A 16,951-nucleotide genomic window follows, 5' to 3' on the forward strand; every position below is an offset into this window, starting at 1 on the left:
TCAACTGACAGGAACTGCAAATGAAAGCAGGCGACCCAGATGTACACGAATATGTACATAACCTAAAATGCTGGAAGGATGAAACAGAAGCACTCCGGAAAATTTTACTGCGCTGCGGCATGCATGAATCCCTAAAATGGGGCAAGCCTTGCTACACCTGGAGCGATAGCAATGTCGCCATACTGCAGGGGTTCAAAAACTCAGTCGCCCTTTTGTTTTTCAAGGGCGCACTGATGGAGGATCCGGACAACATCATGGAAAAACCAGGCGCAAACTCTCAGGCTGGTCGACGAATCCCATTCACCGATCTGCACCAGATCACTGCACTGGAGCCCAGACTGGAGGAGTATATCCGCAACGCCATCAAGGTGGAGCAATCTGGGGAAAAGGTGGACTTCAAGCAGACCGAGGCCTATTCCGTGCCCGAAGAACTACGGGAAAGGTTCGAGCGGGATCCCGCCTTAAAGGCCGCGTTTGCAGCACTAACCCCCGGGCGCCAGCGGGGCTATCTACTGCACTTCTCCCAGGCAAAACAGCGCAAAACCCGGGAAGCCCGGATCGAAAAATACGCCGCACATATCCATAACGGTAAAGGCATTCACGACCGATAGCCCATTTTGATCTTGCAAAGGCAACACCTGATTTATGCGCAGTTTCGAGCAGTTACTCGCCCTTCCGTGGATGACCCTATCAGTCTATTACAGCGTGCTCAGCGCGATTGCTTTTGCACTGTATTACTACGATAAATCCGCAGCCCGCAGGGGGAACCGGAGAATCCGGGAACGGACGCTGCATCTGTTCGCCCTGCTGGGCGGCTGGCCCGGGGCTCTGGCCGGGCGACGGCTACTGCGGCACAAAACCAGAAAGCAGCCGTTTAGATCTATATTCTGGCTCACTGTAATCGGTAATATCGCGCTTTTGGGTTGCTTGCTTCACTCGTCCGCAACAGGCTCACTCGCCAAACAGTTCCCGCTTCATTTTTAAAGCTCCGTTTTATAGAGAAATAGCATGGATGTACAAATCGTCACATTCCCGGAAACCAGAGTAGCGGTGCTCGAGCACCTCGGGCCACCGGAACACGAACACCAGTCAATCATGCGCCTGGTGGCCTGGCGCAGGGCCAACCAGCTGCCGCCATCACCGCAACACCGGAGCTACGGTCTGCACTACAACGATCCATTCTCAGTGCCCCCGGAAGAATACCGGCTGGACCTGTGTGTATCGTTTGACGGAGAGGTAGCGCCCAATGAATTTGGCGTGATTGGCAAGACCATCCCGGAATTGCGTTGCGCGCGCGCCCGCCACCTGGGATCACGACACCGGGTAACCGCGGCGGACCACCTTTACAGCGTGTGGCTGCCGCGCAGTGGTGAACAGATGGCGGACTACCCGATCATTTTTCACTATGTCAACGTAGGCCCGGATATCAAAGAGCCCGACATGATTACCGACGTATATCTTCCGCTGGCCTGAATATGCTGAAATCCATTCACCACGCCGCCATCATCTGCTCTGACTATGTGCGCTCGAAATATTTCTATACCCAGATTCTTGGGCTTAAAGTAATTGCGGAAAACTACCGCGCCGCGCGGGATTCCTGGAAGCTGGACCTGCAACTGCCGGACGGAAGTCAGGTGGAATTGTTTTCCTTCCCCGATGCGCCGGCGCGACCGAGCTATCCGGAGGCTCAGGGCCTGCGTCACCTGGCGTTTGCGGTGGACTCGGTGGTGACCTGCAAGAATGCACTGGAGGCGCAGGGAGTGGAGGTCGAGCCGGTAAGGGTGGATGAATACACCGGCAGCCGCTTTACCTTTTTCAGCGATCCGGACGGGTTGCCACTGGAACTCTACGAAATCTAGTTTTTTTATGAATAAAAAAGGGGAGCAATGCTCCCCGTATCAACTGTTGGTCTGCGCCGAAGCGCGACCTTCAAGGTGCCGAGATGACGGCACCTCCCTTGGCGGTTCCTTTTTCAGCATCTTTTGCTGCTGCGCGCTTGCTTGCGGCTTTGCTGCCGGCCTCGGCCTTCTTGTTCGGGCTCAGCTCCGCGAGCATCATCTTCATCTGGTTGTACTCGGCTTCATTGGTCATCTCCAGCATCAGCGGCTGGGCAACCTCGGCAAAGTAGTCCGCATCCTTCTGGTTATACAGTTCCTGTGCCATCCACTGGGCGATGTGCTGCTCCCGGGGGGCGCGCAGGTAAGCCTGCTCCAGCATGTCGGTGTACTGCTTTTTCGGGTATCCGAGCATCTCCAGGGTGATCGCCAGACCGTACCAGTGCATCGCCTGGTCCGACTGGTTGTTAACCAGGTACACAAACTGGTCGCGGGCCTGCTTCAGCATGGTCTTGTTGCGGTCTTCACCAAAGGTGTTGATCTGGCGGTTCAGCCACAACCAGGCCTGGGCCTTGCGGTACCAGTTATTGTTGCGATCAGACGGTGCTACCTGGGCCAGCAGGTGCGCGGCGCCATCAAAGTCACCAATGCGGGTCGCAGCGTCTGCGCGTACCGCCATCAGCTTCGGAGAATAAAGACCCTCCTCGTCCGCATACTTCATCAGCGGTTCCAGGCTTTCCATGTTGTAGCCGGACTTCACCACGAACTGGGCCAGCTCCAGTACTGCCCGCTTTTCGGACAGCGCTGTCATTTTCGGGCGAACGGGCTTGAAGCTAGCGGGTACTTTACCGCGGGCCATTTTGAAGCTGCCGTTCTGGAACTGGGCGTTGTACTCGGTCTCGATTTCCTCAATCGACATACCCAGGTTTTTCACCAGTGCCTTCACCGGGTCGGCACCGTCGTTGTAGTCCTTGATGAAACCCTTGAATTCCTCGGCCTTGCCACTCTGCATGATGATCCAGTGGGCCAGCATCCAGCCACTGGCATAAACGCGACCTTTCTCTTCATCCGGCGTGTTGTAAGCGGTAGCGGTCAGCAACTGCTGCAGCGGCATCGGGCTGGTATACAGCAGGGTCATGGCGCGCTCGCCGGGGATCGCGCCGATCTCGTAGGAGTCGCCGGGACCAAAGGTCATGGTGGACATGAACTCGGCAAACCCTTCGCTGTACCAGTAGGGGTAATGCGTGGTGGTACCGTTGTAGCTCAGGAAGTGCGTGTACTCGTGAAACAGGAATTCACGGGCTTCCAGCTGGCGCTCGCCGGTGCGACCATCCAGGTTCACTAGGGCGTAACTGCCCTCGGCGGTGGTATCAAACAGACCGTTGGTCATTTCGGACAGGTCCTCACCCACCAGGCCGGCGTAGCTTTTGCGGTCCGCAGCGGCGTAGATGGTCAGCTTGGCGCCATCGTCCTTGGCGCCGAGCAGGCTCAGGGCCACCGCGCGATAGCGTTCCAGATCCCGCGCCAGACTGCGCACGGCCTGCGGGTCACCATTGGTGATAATCTGAAAGTTAGCGCTGTCAATTTGATGCCAGGTGTCTTTGGCCAGATTGTCGGCCATGGCACCACTGGTAAACAGCAGCGCACTGGAAATTATGACTATGGAAGCGATGAATCGTGAAAACATATTCTGGCCACCTGGATTGCGTACTCGAAACAACTGTTGTTTTTTTGAACAACATTGCGCGAGTTGTCACCTTACCCGTTTTTGCTGGCTAAAAAAAGAACAATTCAACGCCAGAACTCCGTATTCAGTCCGATTGCCGGGACCGAGTGGTCACTTTCGCCAGTGGCTGACTAGCAAGTCCGCGGCCCAGCCCCTTCCCAGGGCACGGCCCCACGCGACCGGCAGCCAACCCAGGCGCCAAACTCCACCCAACGCACACCCACCGCACTCTGTCCTATCCCCCTGCAGATGTCGGGGTACAAACCGCTACAATTGGAAAACCTTTGCCCAAAAAATTTCCAACAATTTCTAACCTTATGCGACAGATTGCCCTCACCACGCTTCTCGCCGGACTCATTCTCCTCGGCGGCTGCGACAACTCCCCAAAAACCACACCGGACACCGACAAGCCAGCGGCGGAAGAAAGCGCCAAAGCCGTCCCGCAGCCGGCAGCGGAACCCGCGCCGGCAGAGGCCGCAGATGCCCCCGCGGGCAAATTGCCCGACGGCGTGCGCCCAACTGCCTACCGGCTCGACCTCAACCTGGACCCGCGCAAGGATCGCTTCGGCGGCCAGGTGGAAATCGACATCGAACTGGACAAAGCCGCAGACCATATCTGGATGCACGGCAACAACATCGACGTCACCGAAATCCAAGCCCTGGTCCCGGGGCAGGACGCCCCGGTATCTGCCAGCTACCGCCAGCTGCTCGACAGCGGCGTGGTGCGGGTAGATTTCGCCGAGGGCGTACCCGCAGGCAAAATCACCCTGCGCATCCAGTACAACGCCCCCTTCGACAAGAACCTCGCCGGCCTGTTCAAGGTCGAGGAGAAAGGCGATGCATACGCGCTGGCCAAATCCGAGTCGATCCAGGCCCGTCGCTTCCTGCCCGGTTTCGATGAGCCGGGATTGAAGGCCACCTACGACATCAGCCTGACCATTCCCAAGGGCTACAAGGCCATCGGCAACGCGCCGGAAGCCAGCCGCAGCGATGCCGGCGAAGGCATGGAAAAGGTCACTTTCGAGCAGACCCGCCCCATGCCCACCTATCTGCTGTCGCTGGCGGTAGGCCCGTTCGACGTGGTGGAGCGCCCGGCGATTCCCGCCAACGAGTACCGCAAGCAGGCACTGCCCCTGCGCGGCTTCGCGCGCAAGGGCCGCGGCAAGGACCTTAAGTACATCCTCGACGTCACGCCCGAGATGCTGCGCATCTACGAGGAACAACTGCAGCGGCCCTATCCGTTCAAGAAACTGGATATCGTCGCCGCACCCCAGTGGCCCAGTGGCGCCACCGAGCTCTCTGCTGCCATTACCTACCGCGAACAGCGCATCCTGGTAGAGGGCGACGAGCCGGCTCCCGGCCTGCGCCTGGCCCTGCTGGGTGTGCATGCCCACGAGATCGCCCATATGTGGTTCGGCAACCTGGTGACCCCGCCGTGGTGGGACGACCTGTGGCTGAAAGAGGGCTTTGCCACCTGGGGTACCCCGCTGGTACTGACCCTGATGGAACCGGACGGCGGCCACGACCTGAATGCCGCGGTGCGTGCCATCAGCGCCATGAAGCTCGATTCGCTGGCCAGCACCCGCGCCATTCGCGAGCCGATCGATGACAACAATGATATCCGCAACGCCTACGATGCCATCACCTACGCCAAGAGCCTGGGCGTTATCCACATGGTGGACGAGTACTTCGGCGCAGACACCTTCCGCCCGGCGCTGGGTCGCTATATCGAAACTTTTGCCGATGGCGTGGCGAACTCCCCCGACTTCTACAAGGTGATCGGCGAGGAAACCAACAGCCCGCAGCTCACCGACACCTTCCGCACCTTTGTGGAACAGAAGGGTGTGCCACTGCTGCAACTGACCCTGGACTGCAACACCAAGGGTGCCGCCAAGGTGCATGTCAAGCAGCAGCGCTACAAGCCACTGGGCTCTCCGATTGCCGGCACCGGCAGCACCTGGAGCATTCCGTTTTGCCTGCGCAGCAGCTCCGGCGATGCCCAATGTGAATTCCTGACCGAACAGCAACAGGTTGTGGATATCTCTGGTGGCCAGTGCCCGCAGTGGATACTGCCCAACGTCAACGGCAGCGGCTATTACCGCTTTGCTATGGACGAGAAGATCTGGGCAGCACTACTGGAGCGGTTCGACACCCTGAAACCCACCGAACAGTTGGCAGTGATCGACAGCGCCTTTGCCGGCTTCGAAGCGGGCCAGTTGCAACCGCAAACTCTGATCGCCGTGATCGAGAAATCCGCTGGCTCCGACAAGCGCCAGGTGGTGGCGGCACCTCTTGGCTACCTCGCCAAATATGCCGACCACTACGTGGGCACTGAACAGGCGGATAACTGGCAGGCCTTCCTGAAGAAGCTGTACGGGAAAAAGGCACAGCAACTGGCGTCCAACAGCGATAACGAAAGCAAGCTCCTGTACAGCCAGCTGCTGGGATTCCTCGCGCTGGAAGCGAAGGACGCGGACACCCGCGAAATGTTGCTGGCAAAGGCGCTGGCGTTTACCGGTTTCGGTCAGCAGAAGGATGCCAAAGCCCTGAACTCGGACCTGTACGAGAGCGCCCTGACCGTCGCCGTGCAGGATTCCGGCAAGGATTTCGTCAATCACCTGATCCAGGTGCGCAGCGAAATGGACGACCCGCTATTTGACAACGCCAGTGCCGAAGCGCTGGGCCGGGTTACCGACCCGGCACTGCTGGATACCATTCACACCCTCGCTCTCAGCGAAGACATGGGGGCGCGGGAAGCCTTTGGCCTGATCCGCAACGCCATGGCAGAACCGGCGCTGCAGGCGCAAAACTGGAACTGGCTGCGCAGCAACTTCCCGGCAGTGGTAAACAAAATCCCGGAGCAGTGGCGACGCAACACACCGCGCTTTGCCGCCAGTTTCTGCGACCGGGAATCCCTGAAAGGGGTACAGGCGCTGTTCGCCAGTGACAGCAAACTGGTGCCCGGTTACGAGCGCGCCATGGCGCAGACCGAGGAAAGCATCAGTTTGTGTATGGCATTGAAAGAAAAAGGAACAGAACTGCTCAATACTATTGCTGGCAGCAATTAAACGCCCCATTCCGGGCAAGAAAAAGGGGCAGCCGTATCTGGCTGCCCCTTTTTTTATTCCGCTACATCAAGCGGGCTCGAACAGCCCCGCCGCATCCAGTACATCCACCATCGGCTGCAATTCCGCGCGATAATGCTTCCACTTTTCCAGAGATGATCGGTAGACCGGTTGGCGCACCTGCGCAGCACTGGCGGTAGCAGTTCCCTGTCCGCGGCCGTAATAGGTATCCTGAATTGCATCATCCCAAGATAGTGCGCATTGCCGAAAAATACGCCGACCAGCCGCGGGGAGATCACTGACCAGTTGCTCATAATCGAGTTCAATAATGCGGTCCGGCACGACTTGACACCAGTGCGCCATCAACTCGCGATAACCGCAGTAATACCTGGCAAGCTCCTTCTGCCGATATGAAAATGGATATGCGCTCTTGAAAAGAGTCTTGTAGATCGCATAACAGGTATCCATCGGATCACGTTGCAGATGGATAATTTTGGCCGCTGGCAGGGCCCTTGCAATCCAGCCGAGATAGAGGAAATTCATCGGGTTCTTGTCAATTATTCGCTGCCCCCCAAGCAGCTGCGCCCTTGCATGCATCTGCTTTTCGTATGCCACTCCCACCCGATTGATATCAATCGTTTCTCCAGCACTGAGGATTACATTTTCATCTTGTGCATTTCCACTTTCAGCCGCCACCTGTAAAAGCAAGCGCGCAAAGGTGTCTGGCTCACCGGCAGAGACCACTCCGGGGGCGGCACACAGAATCCGGTCGAGAAGTGTCGACCCCGTGCGCGGCATTCCGAGTATGAAAATAATATTCTTCCCCCGGTCATGTGGCACCTCGGGCGCTGACAGGAAGTCCGCAGCAAAATTCCCGGAAATGGCCGACATGGTATCCAGATCACGGGCGACATCGTATTCAATATGCTTCCGCCGTACCTCGCTGCCGCTCTGCAGTACACTGAAGCTGCGCGAATAATCCCCCAGGTCTTCCAGCTCTTTTGCCAGTGCGAAATTCAGCTGGATCGCTGCGAAGTCAGGCTTGTTGTCATCCATCAACTGCGCCTCCAGTTGGCGCACATGGTTTCTATCTGTGGACTGCCTCCGCAGTTCTGAGCGATTTTTATAGGCCTCCCAGTCCTGAGGGTTCAACTGGATCGCGCGATCGTACAGCGCCTCCGCGCGCTCCAGGTTTCCCATTGCACGGTTGGCCGCAGCACAGTTAAACAGGTTTTCCGCGCTATTCGGTTCTCGCAACAGGACCGCCTCGTAGATTTCGAGGGCAGTTTCATGTGACTCACACAGGGTATGCAGGTAACCCAGCTGACCGAGAGTGGACGTTTTGATTTTCGCAAGCGCAGCGAACTCGGTAGAGCGCAGGGTCTGCAGGGCGCTTGCCAGGTCTCCCTCGCGGAAATAGCTGGTAGCAAAATGCAGCTTAACTGGCAGGCGCTTATCCGGCTGCTCGGATGACAGTTGCAGTGCCTGTCGCAATTGTGCGCGCGCCGCCTGATGCATGCCGCGCTGAATCAGGATGTCGGCCAGAAGGCGCCTTCCGCTGATATAGGATGGCGCCAAGTCCAGCACGGCCTCTGCCCAGCGCTGAGCATCGGACAGGTTCCCGCGCAAAAAATACTTTCTCGCTGCAGCAAACGCCTTTCTCGCGTCCGCGCCCGGTTCGGTTGCGGTCGAATAGTGGTTGTTACCAGACATAACACTCATCTTTTTCTTTTAGTCTACCCGAATATCTCCCATAAAAAAGCCGGCCCAGAGACCGGCTGAATACCACTTAGGTGAAGCAACAATGGGAATCAGAAATGATAACGCCCGGAGAGTCCCAGCGTACGCGGCAAACTGATGTAATCCTTGGAGGCATTGCCGTAGAAGTTTTCAGCTGGATCGGTGCCCATATGGGCCTCTGTCAAAGCGCCGGTCACACCATCTTCGTTGAACAGGTTTTTGGCAAACAGGGTAATATCCCAGTCTTCAGCCACCAGGGTACTGCTGGCATTCCAGAGCTGGAAAGCGTCGAACTCGGCATAGGTTCTGCCCGCACCGATCGCGTTGGTGGTTTCCGACTGGTAGTAGCCACCGAGACGCGAAACCAGGGTAAAGCCTTCCGCAACGCTGGTGGTGTGATCCAGGGAGACCGACAGCGTGTGCTCGGCAGTACCCGGCAGGGTGGCGCCAGCCTCGGCGACCATGAACTCACCCAGAATGCCGTCGCCCTGCCAGTTACCATAGGGCTGATAGAAGTCAGACGTAAGTTCCGCATCCACAAAGGCATAACCCATGCTGTAGTGAACGCTCTCGCTCAGGTTGCCTTCAAGTTCGACTTCCAGTCCCTGGGTGCGCGCCTCATCGCCATTAACCGCAGCGAAAAATCCCCAGTTGGCGGTGGCGGTATTCAACTGCGGATCCGTCCAGTCCATGCGGAACAGTGACACGGTGTAACGCATTGCGTCGGTCGCCCCCTTGATACCGAGCTCGTAGTTCATCACCTGGTCGGCGCCGTACTGCAGGTAATCCGGGCTCTCTGCAAAACCACCGGCCAGCGGCACCGCATTGGCGCCGCCGCGGCGATAGCCTTCGGACACCGTGGCGTAGAGCATGGTGCGCTCGGTCATATCCCAGGAGACGTTCGCCTTCAGCAGGGTATCCTCATCCTCGGTGGTGAAACTGGCCCGGGTGCTCTCTTCCGGCTCTGGCCAGATAGGCAGCTGCAGCACCGAGTCGTTGGTCAACTTGTTATCAAACGCACGCAGGCCCAGCGTCATCCGGAAGGTATCGCTGAAGTTGAACGTGGTTTCACCGAATACGGCGGCATCGGTAAAGTTCTGGTTGCGCCTGAAATAGAAGTCTTGATCCTGGACATTGGCGCCCCAGCCAGTAAATTCCTCGGCAAAGGAAATGCCATCTGTATAGACAGCAGGCGCAACAGAAGCCCATTCAGCCCAACCCGGCATATAGCTATTCTGTCCGGCATCGCTGTCCTGGTCCATGTAATAGAAACCGGCTACCCAGTCCACGAAGTTATCGCCGTTGGAAACCAGTCGGATCTCCTGCACCAGGGCGCTGTCTTCGTAAAAGCGTTCGGCTTTTGCCAGTGGGCGCGGAGAACCACCGTAGTATGCGGCGAACCAGTTGTTCTGGGCATAGAAACCGGAATTGTCGCTGATCGCGATACCGTCATGGGAGTAACTGGAAGTACTGGAGGTAAACGTGGCAAAACCCATATCCAGGGATATCTCCATGGATGTCAGGGAGACGTCGCGCTCGGAGGGTTCCAGGGTTACCGCGCCATTTTCGTAGTCATCGTAGAATTCCTCCTCACCGCCGACCCAGTTGGTGCCCCGCGTGACCTGGCGGCGCCCGCCAATCTCATCGCTCTGCATCTGGTGAGAGAGCAGTACGCTGAACTGGTCGCTGGGCTCGATCAGCAGCGCCGCCCGCGCATAGGAAATTTCCACGGTGTCCGCATCTTCCACCCGGCGGAAGATCGGCGCACCCGCGGCGATATCGCCTCCAGCGGCGACCGGCGCCCCCGCAGAATTCAATTCGTACACGTTCGTGTAATCTACGATACCGTCATTATCGATGGTTCCGGCGTACGCGCGCAGTGCCATCTTGTCCCCGAGCGGCATATTCACCAGGGCATCGGCACTGAGATTGGTGCCCTCAGAGCCTTCGGTCTGGCTGACACTGGTGGCGACTTTGGCCTCAAAGCCCTCCGTGGACGGCTTGGCCATGATGTAACGGACAGTCCCCGCAAGAGAACCGGAACCGTAAAGCGTGCCCTGGGGGCCGCGCAGCACTTCCACCCGCTCAATATCTTTCAGCACGAAGTTGCCATATAGGGGGGTATCGTCGATGTAGGTAGCTACCGTGGGCACCGCGGATAGCGGTACGTCACCATTGGCTCCGGTATCCACGTTCATGCCGCGAATAATGACACCGTTGACCGTGCCTGAATTTCGGTAGCCGCGATCGACAACCGTCAGCCCCGGAACGCTGCGCATCATTTCCGCCGCGTCGGTAATCTGGCTTGCCTCCAGCTCGTCGCCGGACACCGCAGAAATATTGTAGGGAATATCCTGTACGCTCTGTGCACGGCGGGTCGCGGTTACGACGATTTCCTCGATCGGCTCGACGCTCTGCGCAACCGATATCTGTGGCGCTGCTGCCAGTGTCCCCGCAGACACTGCCGCTACGGCACCTGCCAGAATGGACTTGCAAAACCCCTGATTGGATAGTTGTTTCATGCTGCCCTCGACTAGGTTTGGTTCTCTTATTTTGAATTTATTTGCCGGCCGGACTGCGCCCGCGATTACCTGTAAAAGATTCTTGTCGCTGTCATTGGCATAAACCTAGTGCCAGTTAGTGTATACCGAATGGTCCAGTTTTCCTGTTGCGATATTGACTGCTGGTTATTCGGGAACTTTCAGCGGGCCCAGCTTCTCCAGCGCGGATGAAACCGCACCGAGCTGATACTGGGGATATTGCACCCGCCCGTCGCGGAAACTTTTAAGTGTTTGCCCCAGGCCTTTCATGCCGCGCTCTCGAACCCGGGTTACTTTTTCCACATCTATTTCAAATGCAATAATTTCTTCGTCTACCGACGCCTCGTGAATCGTTTCTCCTTCCGGGCCAACGACGATGGATCGACCCACCCCCTGGGCCCCTGCGGAGTTCACATCCACTACGTAGCACTGGTTCATCACCGCGCTGGCACGCACGATGGAGAGCTCATCCTGGCGGTCGATGGTGTCGGTTTTGGTCGGATGTATCAGGACTTCGGCACCGAGCCACGCCAGTGCACGGGTCGTTTCCGGGAACCAGATGTCATAACAGATAGAAACGCCAAAACGCCCAACTTCCGGCACATCAAACACCACGAACTGGTCACCGGCAGTGACGCCTTTTTCATAGGGCAGGAAGGGGTAGATCTTGCGATAGCGATCGACGATTTCACCCGCGGGATTAATAACCGGCGTGGTGTTGAACACCGCACTGCCGCATTTTTCATACATGGAACCGGGCACCAGCCAGATACCCAGTTCCCGCGCTGCACGACAAAATGCCGCTTCTTCCGGGGACGGCAGCTCTTTTGCGTGTTGCGCACCGACCCCACGCAAGGCAAGTTCGCTCAGCACCACCATCTTTACCCAGGGGTAACGCAACTTGGTGCGCTGGATTTTCTGCAGCAGCAACTCCAGGTTGTCTGTTTCTTCCAGCTTGAGCTGAAGAGCTGCGATACCGAAAGGGCTGCTTCTATTACTCATCACACACCGGTTCCTGCTTATTCTGTAGTGAATCCGGCGGCCCCAGCCCCGGTTCTGCCTCCCGGGGTGGTACAAGGCCATCCCGAGTTGGCCTTATATTGGCCCAGCACAGGCCGGGCCTATAGGGCCAGATCGGCGCACGTCATGAGGCCAACCGGGATACTGGGCCGATCAGGAGGGTGGAAGGGGTGGTTGGATCCAACGGTGACCGGCAACTGGCACTATCCCGTCGCGTGTAATAAGTTAGCTTTGGTCCGGATCATCGCCGGTACTGTACCGGCCCGAATAACACCGATAATGATTTCCGGAGCGGTTATGCACAATTCCAGCGACCAGGCAGTATCTCCAGGGCAGCAGGAACAGAACGGCTACTCACTGCGGCACGCTATCGCCGCATTTCGCTCCAGCGATAGCTGGGTCGCGAGCGTACTTCTGGCCTTCCTGTCTTCCGCCGGTCTCTACTATGTCAATATTTTCCCGGTCATCGTGGATGCACTGATGGCCGGTGCCGGGCTATCCGCGGAACAGGCCGGGCAGATTACTTTTGCCAACACCATTGGTGCCGTAATCGGCGCCTTCTGCATTTCCTGGCTGATCCGCCATATCCCGCGCTGGAAGCAATTGGCCGCACTCCTGCTGTGCTGCTCCATTGGCATGGACGTCATCACCATCCAGCTGGCCAACCTCGACCTGCTGATCCCACTGCGACTGGTCCACGGCATTCTCGGTGGCGCGCTGGTGGGGCTTGGATTTGCCGTAATCGCCCGCAGCGGTATCGCCGGGCGCAGTTACAGCATGGTGCTGCTGGTGCAATACACCGGCGGTGCACTGGGCCTGCTGTTGTTGCCAGAACTGGTGGCACAGCACGGGACTTATGTGCCCTTTTACGCGCTGATTACTTTCAGCCTGATCACACTCCTGATGTTGCCGCTGATCGCGGACTACCCGCTGCCAACGGACGAGGTGGCACAGCGCTCATCCTCGACAGCGGGGACGCCCGCGGTTCGCTTCGGCCCCATCATCATTACCCTGATTGCACTGTTCTGTTTCCAGTTTGCCAATATGGCCCTATTCGCGTTTATCTTTGACCTGGGCAAATCATTTGAACTGCCGCTGGGCTTTATCAGTAAAACCCTGTTCTGGGCCAATCTTATCGCCATCGGCGGTGCTGCACTGGCAGCAGTCACCGGGCAACGTTTCCCGTTGGCCGGGCCGCTGGCGGTGGCACTGATTGTGACGCTGGTGGGGCTGGCAATGTTTGCATTCAGCAATATCAAGCCAATATTCATCATGGCCAATGTGGTGACCGGTGTGACCTGGGCTTTTTGCGTGCCCTATTTTCTAACCATGGCTTCGCGGTTTGATAGCGCAGGGCAAATGGGGGCATTCGGCGGCTTTGCGTCAAAGTGCGGCCTGGCTTGCGGGCCACTGCTCGCGGGATATTTTATTACCGGCGGTGGGACTTATACGCAGCTGGTCGTTATTGCCACTGCGATGCTGGCGGTTTGCCTCGCGGCGATACCGGCCGCAGCGAAACTCGATGCCGCCACTGCGTGAAAGTTATTTATTGGCGATAATGGCGGCATCAATCAACTTGCCGACGTCGTTGAACCACTTGATGCGGTGGCCATCTGTCACTACGTGAAAGCTCGCCTTGCGGCCATAGGACCAGGTGCGCCACTGGCGCACCCAGTGATCCCCATCCAGCCACCAGCGGCCGGTGTCCGTCTCGTCCATATCCACGTCATTGCGCGAATAGCCCAGCATGGTGCCATCGGCCCTGAGCTCAATACGGTAAGACTCACCAAGGGTGTTGGTGCCCAGGAAAATCGCACCGGGCATTTCCCGCTGCAGGTCCTGCGCACGCAGACGGCGGCCACCGGCAGCTTCGAGCGTTTCCTCTTCCGCCTGCAACTCTCCGTTGATTAAACGCGCCAACACCTTGACTCCCGGCTCGATCCTGTCGGCATCGATTGCAGAAAAGCCCAGGCGCACCGCGCTGCCATCCTTGACCGCCTCCAGCAACAGGCCATTTTGCTCGGCGCTGACCTGCAATTGTGCCGCATCTATATTTTCCGGAAGCTCAAGCCAGCAGGCAGTGCCGCAGCTGGCACGGCGGACTTTGAGTTTTGGCAAGTGGTACATCAGCGCTTCCCCCAGGGCGCTCCAGCGCTCACGCAATTGCTGGGTGATCTTGAACAGCGCCGCATCCAGGTGGCCGGAAGCGATAAACTTCGCCAGCAGGCGCTGGTTCACGGCCGGCGCCCGTTCCCGCAGGGTATAGCGCAGTGCGCGCAGGCGCTGGACCACCGGCTTGGGGGCAACCACAAAGGCCAACTGCATCCCCGGATCAATGATTTTGGGGAACTGATAGAGGTAGATCACCGGGCTTCCCCCCTCCATGCTTTTCAGCGGCGGAAGCGGGCTGCCGTGGTAACAGAAATCATGGTCACAGTCGTTTTCAATCACCACCGCTTTCTGCTCTGCCACCTGCTTCAGCAACTGCCGGCGGCGTTCGAGACTGGTGGTGACGGCGGTGGGATTGTGCACATTGGGTTGCAGGTAGAGGCAGCTGGCGCTTCGGAAACGTTCATCCAGCAGAGGACCATCTGCGTCCTGTGACAACGGTAGAAACTGCACCCCGGTACGCCGGAAAATTTCTCCGGTTTCCCCGGCGACCGGCTGCACCAATCCCAGCTTGCGCCCGGGCCCAAGCAACAGCTCTCCCAACAGGTAACAGGCCTGCTCGAGCCCGCTGGTCAAAAGGATCTGACCCGGCTCTACATAAATCCCCCGGCGGGGCAGCAGGCGGGTACAGATCTGTTCTACAAGGTTGCGGTCGTCGTCATTGTTGCCCAGGGTCGCCCACTGCGCGACCTCCCGCGCGGTAAAGATATCCCGCGTGCACTCACGCCATTCACTGCCGGGATAAAGCCTGGGGTCGTATTCATTGCTGACAAAGGGGTAGGGATACTGAAGCCAGTTGGCGGGGCGCGCCTGCAACGCGCGCCGGCTGACGGAAACCGGATTGCAGTGCTTACGCCAGAAGTTGCGGTCATCATCGCCGCTGCGGGGCAGCTCCCCGACACCGTGGCTCACCACACCCTGCTGGGACACCGTCTCGCTGACGTAAAACCCGCTGCGCTCCCGGGTTACCAGAAACCCATCATCCACCAGTTGCTGGTAGGCCAGTACCACGGTGTTGCGCGCCACACTCAGCTGCTCGGCCATACCGCGGGAGGAGGGCATCTTGTGCCCCGCGGGAATGCTGCCGGAAAGAATGCCCTGAATGAGTTTTTCCCGGATCTGCTGCTGCAGGCTCTTTTCCGCAGCGGGATCGAGAACAATGAGTGCTTCGCTCATGTATGGCTCGTTATCGTTGTTATGGCCTGTTGCTAAGAACCAGTCGCATACTGGTTCGCTCTCTGGCAGTTTGCCCGGCGCTGGTTTCCGGTTCAAGTACCGACAATTTACCTCAATCAGGTATGCGTTTTATGTGCCAATTTACGCAGGCGCAGTGCAAGCCACACCAGAATGCAGCCAAACACAATGGCGTAGCTGCCGATCAGCCACAATAGTGCCAGCGCGCCGGCGCCCGGGCTCACCAGCAATGCCAGCCCGAACAACACGGAAATGAGGCCGGCAAAAATCAACAGCCACTCGTGTTCAATTTCCTTGCGCAGGCGGATAGCGCCGATGATCTCAAAAATGCCCCGCACCAGTGCCCAGGCGCCGATAAAGATCACCAGCACCAGGGCGGTAACCTGCGGATAGACAAAGGTGATGATACCGGCGGCCACGCCGGTGAGACCGACAAAGAACAGCCAGCCTATGCCTTTCCGCTTGCCGCCCTTGAATGCGGAATACAGGGCAAAGACACCGTCCACCAGGGTATAGGCACCAAACAGGATGATCAGGCTGAACAGACTGATGGCCGGCCAGACAAATGTCAGTACGCCAAACAGGATCCCCAGCAGGCCGCGCAATAGCAGCAACCACCAGTTTTCCGCAAGGGAGTGCAGCAGCGGGCGGGTAGCGAGATTGAGTTCGGAGGAAGACTGCGATTCTGTGGCCATGGCGATCTCTCGGTTGCGGAAATCCGTCAGAGCTGGAGTTTTAGTCTCAGCCTGACGGATTCACGAGAGTAATTTTCCATGACCGTTCGATCACAGCGTTGCGGCGGTGCCGCGGGCGGTGGACTTATATAAAGTGCTGGACCTTGTTCTTGTAGCTGCGGCTCATTTTCAAGCGCTCGCCGTTATTCAGCACCAGGTGATATTCGCCATTGATATGCGCGCAGATCTCCTGCACCCGCTGTAAATTGACAATGGTGGAGCGGTGAATGCGCTGGAACACCTTCGGGTCCAGCTGCTGCTCCAGCTCCTTCATGGTGATGCGCATCACGTGGGTTTCGCCATTCGCGTGCACGCACATATAGTCACCGGCGGCATCAATCCAGTCGATATCCCGCGCCGGTACCAGGGTAATCTTGCCGGAGTCCTTGATCGCGATTTTTTCCGGGTAGCGGTTGCCTCCCAGCTCACCCGCCGCCAGTTTTTTCTCCAGCGCCTGCGGTGTCTCATGGGTAAGGTCCGCCACCGCCTCCAGCAACTGCTCGCGCTGGGCCGCCAGGTTCTCACTGCCCAGCTTCTCGCGCACGCGTTGCAGTGCCAGTTCCAGGCGATCCTCTTCGATCGGCTTCAGCACATAGTCCACTGCGCTCACCTCGAACGCCTCTACCGCGTACTGGTCGTAAGCGGTCACGAACACCACCTGCGGCAGCTCCTCCCGCGGCAACAGCTGCACCAGTTCCAGCCCGCTGATGCCCGGCATCTGGATATCCAGGAAAACCACATCCGGACGCAGCTCCAGAATTTTTTCCTGCGCCTCGCGGCCATTGCCACATTCCGCGACAATCTCCACCCCACCGAGATTTTCCAGCCGCAAACGCAGGCCGCGGCGGGCCAGCGGTTCGTCGTCGACAATAATGGTCTTTAAGGTTTCACTGCTACCGGTCATGGTGCTCTCACCGCCTCTGAATTG

13 protein-coding genes are annotated in these 16,951 nt (G+C 58.1%); 6 read left to right on the forward strand and 7 right to left on the reverse strand.

The window, feature by feature from the left end; all coding sequences use genetic code 11:
- Window positions 1-20 precede the first annotated feature (20 nt).
- The 4 genes from QZ511_RS00280 (at window position 21) to QZ511_RS00290 (ending at window position 1,859) form a co-directional block, all read left to right on the forward strand.
- Window positions 21-611 carry a YdeI family protein gene (locus QZ511_RS00280; RefSeq protein ID WP_295797240.1) on the forward strand — a complete coding sequence of 197 codons (591 nt, stop codon included), beginning with the start codon at window positions 21-23 and terminating at the stop codon, window positions 609-611.
- Window positions 612-681: 70 nt separating this feature from the next.
- A complete protein-coding gene (locus QZ511_RS16650; RefSeq protein ID WP_366935610.1) occupies window positions 682-984 on the forward strand; it encodes a DUF1294 domain-containing protein in 303 nt (100 codons plus the stop codon).
- Between the two features lie 24 nt (window positions 985-1,008).
- Complete coding sequence (locus tag QZ511_RS00285; RefSeq protein ID WP_295797243.1) at window positions 1,009-1,473, forward strand: GyrI-like domain-containing protein; 465 nt, start codon at window positions 1,009-1,011, stop codon at window positions 1,471-1,473.
- A 2-nt stretch (window positions 1,474-1,475) separates the two neighbouring features.
- Window positions 1,476-1,859: a VOC family protein gene (locus QZ511_RS00290; protein ID WP_366935608.1), complete on the forward strand. Its 384-nt coding sequence runs from the start codon at window positions 1,476-1,478 to the stop codon at window positions 1,857-1,859.
- Between the two features lie 70 nt (window positions 1,860-1,929).
- Here the strand turns inward: QZ511_RS00290 and QZ511_RS00295 are convergent, their stop codons facing one another.
- Window positions 1,930-3,522, reverse strand: coding sequence for a hypothetical protein (locus tag QZ511_RS00295; protein ID WP_295797246.1), 1,593 nt, complete (start codon window positions 3,520-3,522; stop codon window positions 1,930-1,932).
- Between the two features lie 356 nt (window positions 3,523-3,878).
- Between QZ511_RS00295 and QZ511_RS00300 the strand changes: the two genes are divergently transcribed.
- The gene (locus QZ511_RS00300) at window positions 3,879-6,629 is read left to right on the forward strand and encodes a M1 family metallopeptidase (RefSeq protein ID WP_295797249.1); all 2,751 of its coding nucleotides are present in this window, start codon (window positions 3,879-3,881) and stop codon (window positions 6,627-6,629) included.
- 66 nt (window positions 6,630-6,695) lie between these two features.
- Here QZ511_RS00300 and QZ511_RS00305 read toward each other — a convergent pair whose 3' ends face one another.
- The 3 genes from QZ511_RS00305 to QZ511_RS00315 form a co-directional block, all read right to left on the reverse strand.
- On the reverse strand, window positions 6,696-8,339 hold the full coding sequence (locus tag QZ511_RS00305) for a tetratricopeptide repeat-containing sulfotransferase family protein (RefSeq protein ID WP_295797252.1): 1,644 nt from the start codon (window positions 8,337-8,339) through the stop codon (window positions 6,696-6,698).
- A gap of 98 nt (window positions 8,340-8,437) precedes the next feature.
- Window positions 8,438-10,888, reverse strand: a complete 2,451-nt coding sequence (locus QZ511_RS00310; RefSeq protein ID WP_295797255.1) for a TonB-dependent receptor — start codon at window positions 10,886-10,888, stop codon at window positions 8,438-8,440.
- A gap of 165 nt (window positions 10,889-11,053) precedes the next feature.
- A complete protein-coding gene (locus tag QZ511_RS00315; protein ID WP_295797257.1) occupies window positions 11,054-11,908 on the reverse strand; it encodes a carbon-nitrogen hydrolase family protein in 855 nt (284 codons plus the stop codon).
- A 315-nt stretch (window positions 11,909-12,223) separates the two neighbouring features.
- Between QZ511_RS00315 and QZ511_RS00320 the strand changes: the two genes are divergently transcribed.
- Complete coding sequence (locus tag QZ511_RS00320) at window positions 12,224-13,465, forward strand: MFS transporter (RefSeq protein ID WP_295797260.1); 1,242 nt, start codon at window positions 12,224-12,226, stop codon at window positions 13,463-13,465.
- A gap of 3 nt (window positions 13,466-13,468) precedes the next feature.
- Here the strand turns inward: QZ511_RS00320 and QZ511_RS00325 are convergent, their stop codons facing one another.
- The 3 genes from QZ511_RS00325 to QZ511_RS00335 form a co-directional block, all read right to left on the reverse strand.
- Window positions 13,469-15,271 (reverse strand): PLP-dependent aminotransferase family protein, encoded by a 1,803-nt coding sequence (locus QZ511_RS00325; protein WP_295797263.1) that lies wholly within the window; start codon window positions 15,269-15,271, stop codon window positions 13,469-13,471.
- 116 nt (window positions 15,272-15,387) lie between these two features.
- Entirely contained in the window at window positions 15,388-15,984 is a 597-nt protein-coding gene (locus tag QZ511_RS00330; protein WP_295797266.1) for an HdeD family acid-resistance protein, read from the reverse strand.
- A gap of 124 nt (window positions 15,985-16,108) precedes the next feature.
- Window positions 16,109-16,927, reverse strand: coding sequence for a response regulator (locus QZ511_RS00335; protein ID WP_295797268.1), 819 nt, complete (start codon window positions 16,925-16,927; stop codon window positions 16,109-16,111).
- Between the last annotated feature and the right edge of the window lie 24 nt (window positions 16,928-16,951).

Origin of the sequence: uncultured Microbulbifer sp., from assembly GCF_913055755.1 — a bacterium.
GTDB lineage: Bacteria > Pseudomonadota > Gammaproteobacteria > Pseudomonadales > Cellvibrionaceae > Microbulbifer.

Coding starts and splice junctions, on each gene's coding strand:
- QZ511_RS00335 (WP_295797268.1), bottom strand. CDS start 16,927: ATGACCGGTAGCAGTGAAACCTTAAAGACCATTATTGTCGACGACGAA.
- QZ511_RS00280 (WP_295797240.1), top strand. CDS start 21: ATGAAAGCAGGCGACCCAGATGTACACGAATATGTACATAACCTAAAA.
- QZ511_RS00285 (WP_295797243.1), top strand. CDS start 1,009: ATGGATGTACAAATCGTCACATTCCCGGAAACCAGAGTAGCGGTGCTC.
- QZ511_RS00295 (WP_295797246.1), bottom strand. CDS start 3,522: ATGTTTTCACGATTCATCGCTTCCATAGTCATAATTTCCAGTGCGCTG.
- QZ511_RS00305 (WP_295797252.1), bottom strand. CDS start 8,339: ATGTCTGGTAACAACCACTATTCGACCGCAACCGAACCGGGCGCGGAC.
- QZ511_RS00300 (WP_295797249.1), top strand. CDS start 3,879: ATGCGACAGATTGCCCTCACCACGCTTCTCGCCGGACTCATTCTCCTC.
- QZ511_RS00320 (WP_295797260.1), top strand. CDS start 12,224: ATGCACAATTCCAGCGACCAGGCAGTATCTCCAGGGCAGCAGGAACAG.
- QZ511_RS00325 (WP_295797263.1), bottom strand. CDS start 15,271: ATGAGCGAAGCACTCATTGTTCTCGATCCCGCTGCGGAAAAGAGCCTG.
- QZ511_RS00330 (WP_295797266.1), bottom strand. CDS start 15,984: ATGGCCACAGAATCGCAGTCTTCCTCCGAACTCAATCTCGCTACCCGC.
- QZ511_RS00310 (WP_295797255.1), bottom strand. CDS start 10,888: ATGAAACAACTATCCAATCAGGGGTTTTGCAAGTCCATTCTGGCAGGT.
- QZ511_RS16650 (WP_366935610.1), top strand. CDS start 682: ATGACCCTATCAGTCTATTACAGCGTGCTCAGCGCGATTGCTTTTGCA.
- QZ511_RS00315 (WP_295797257.1), bottom strand. CDS start 11,908: ATGAGTAATAGAAGCAGCCCTTTCGGTATCGCAGCTCTTCAGCTCAAG.
- QZ511_RS00290 (WP_366935608.1), top strand. CDS start 1,476: ATGCTGAAATCCATTCACCACGCCGCCATCATCTGCTCTGACTATGTG.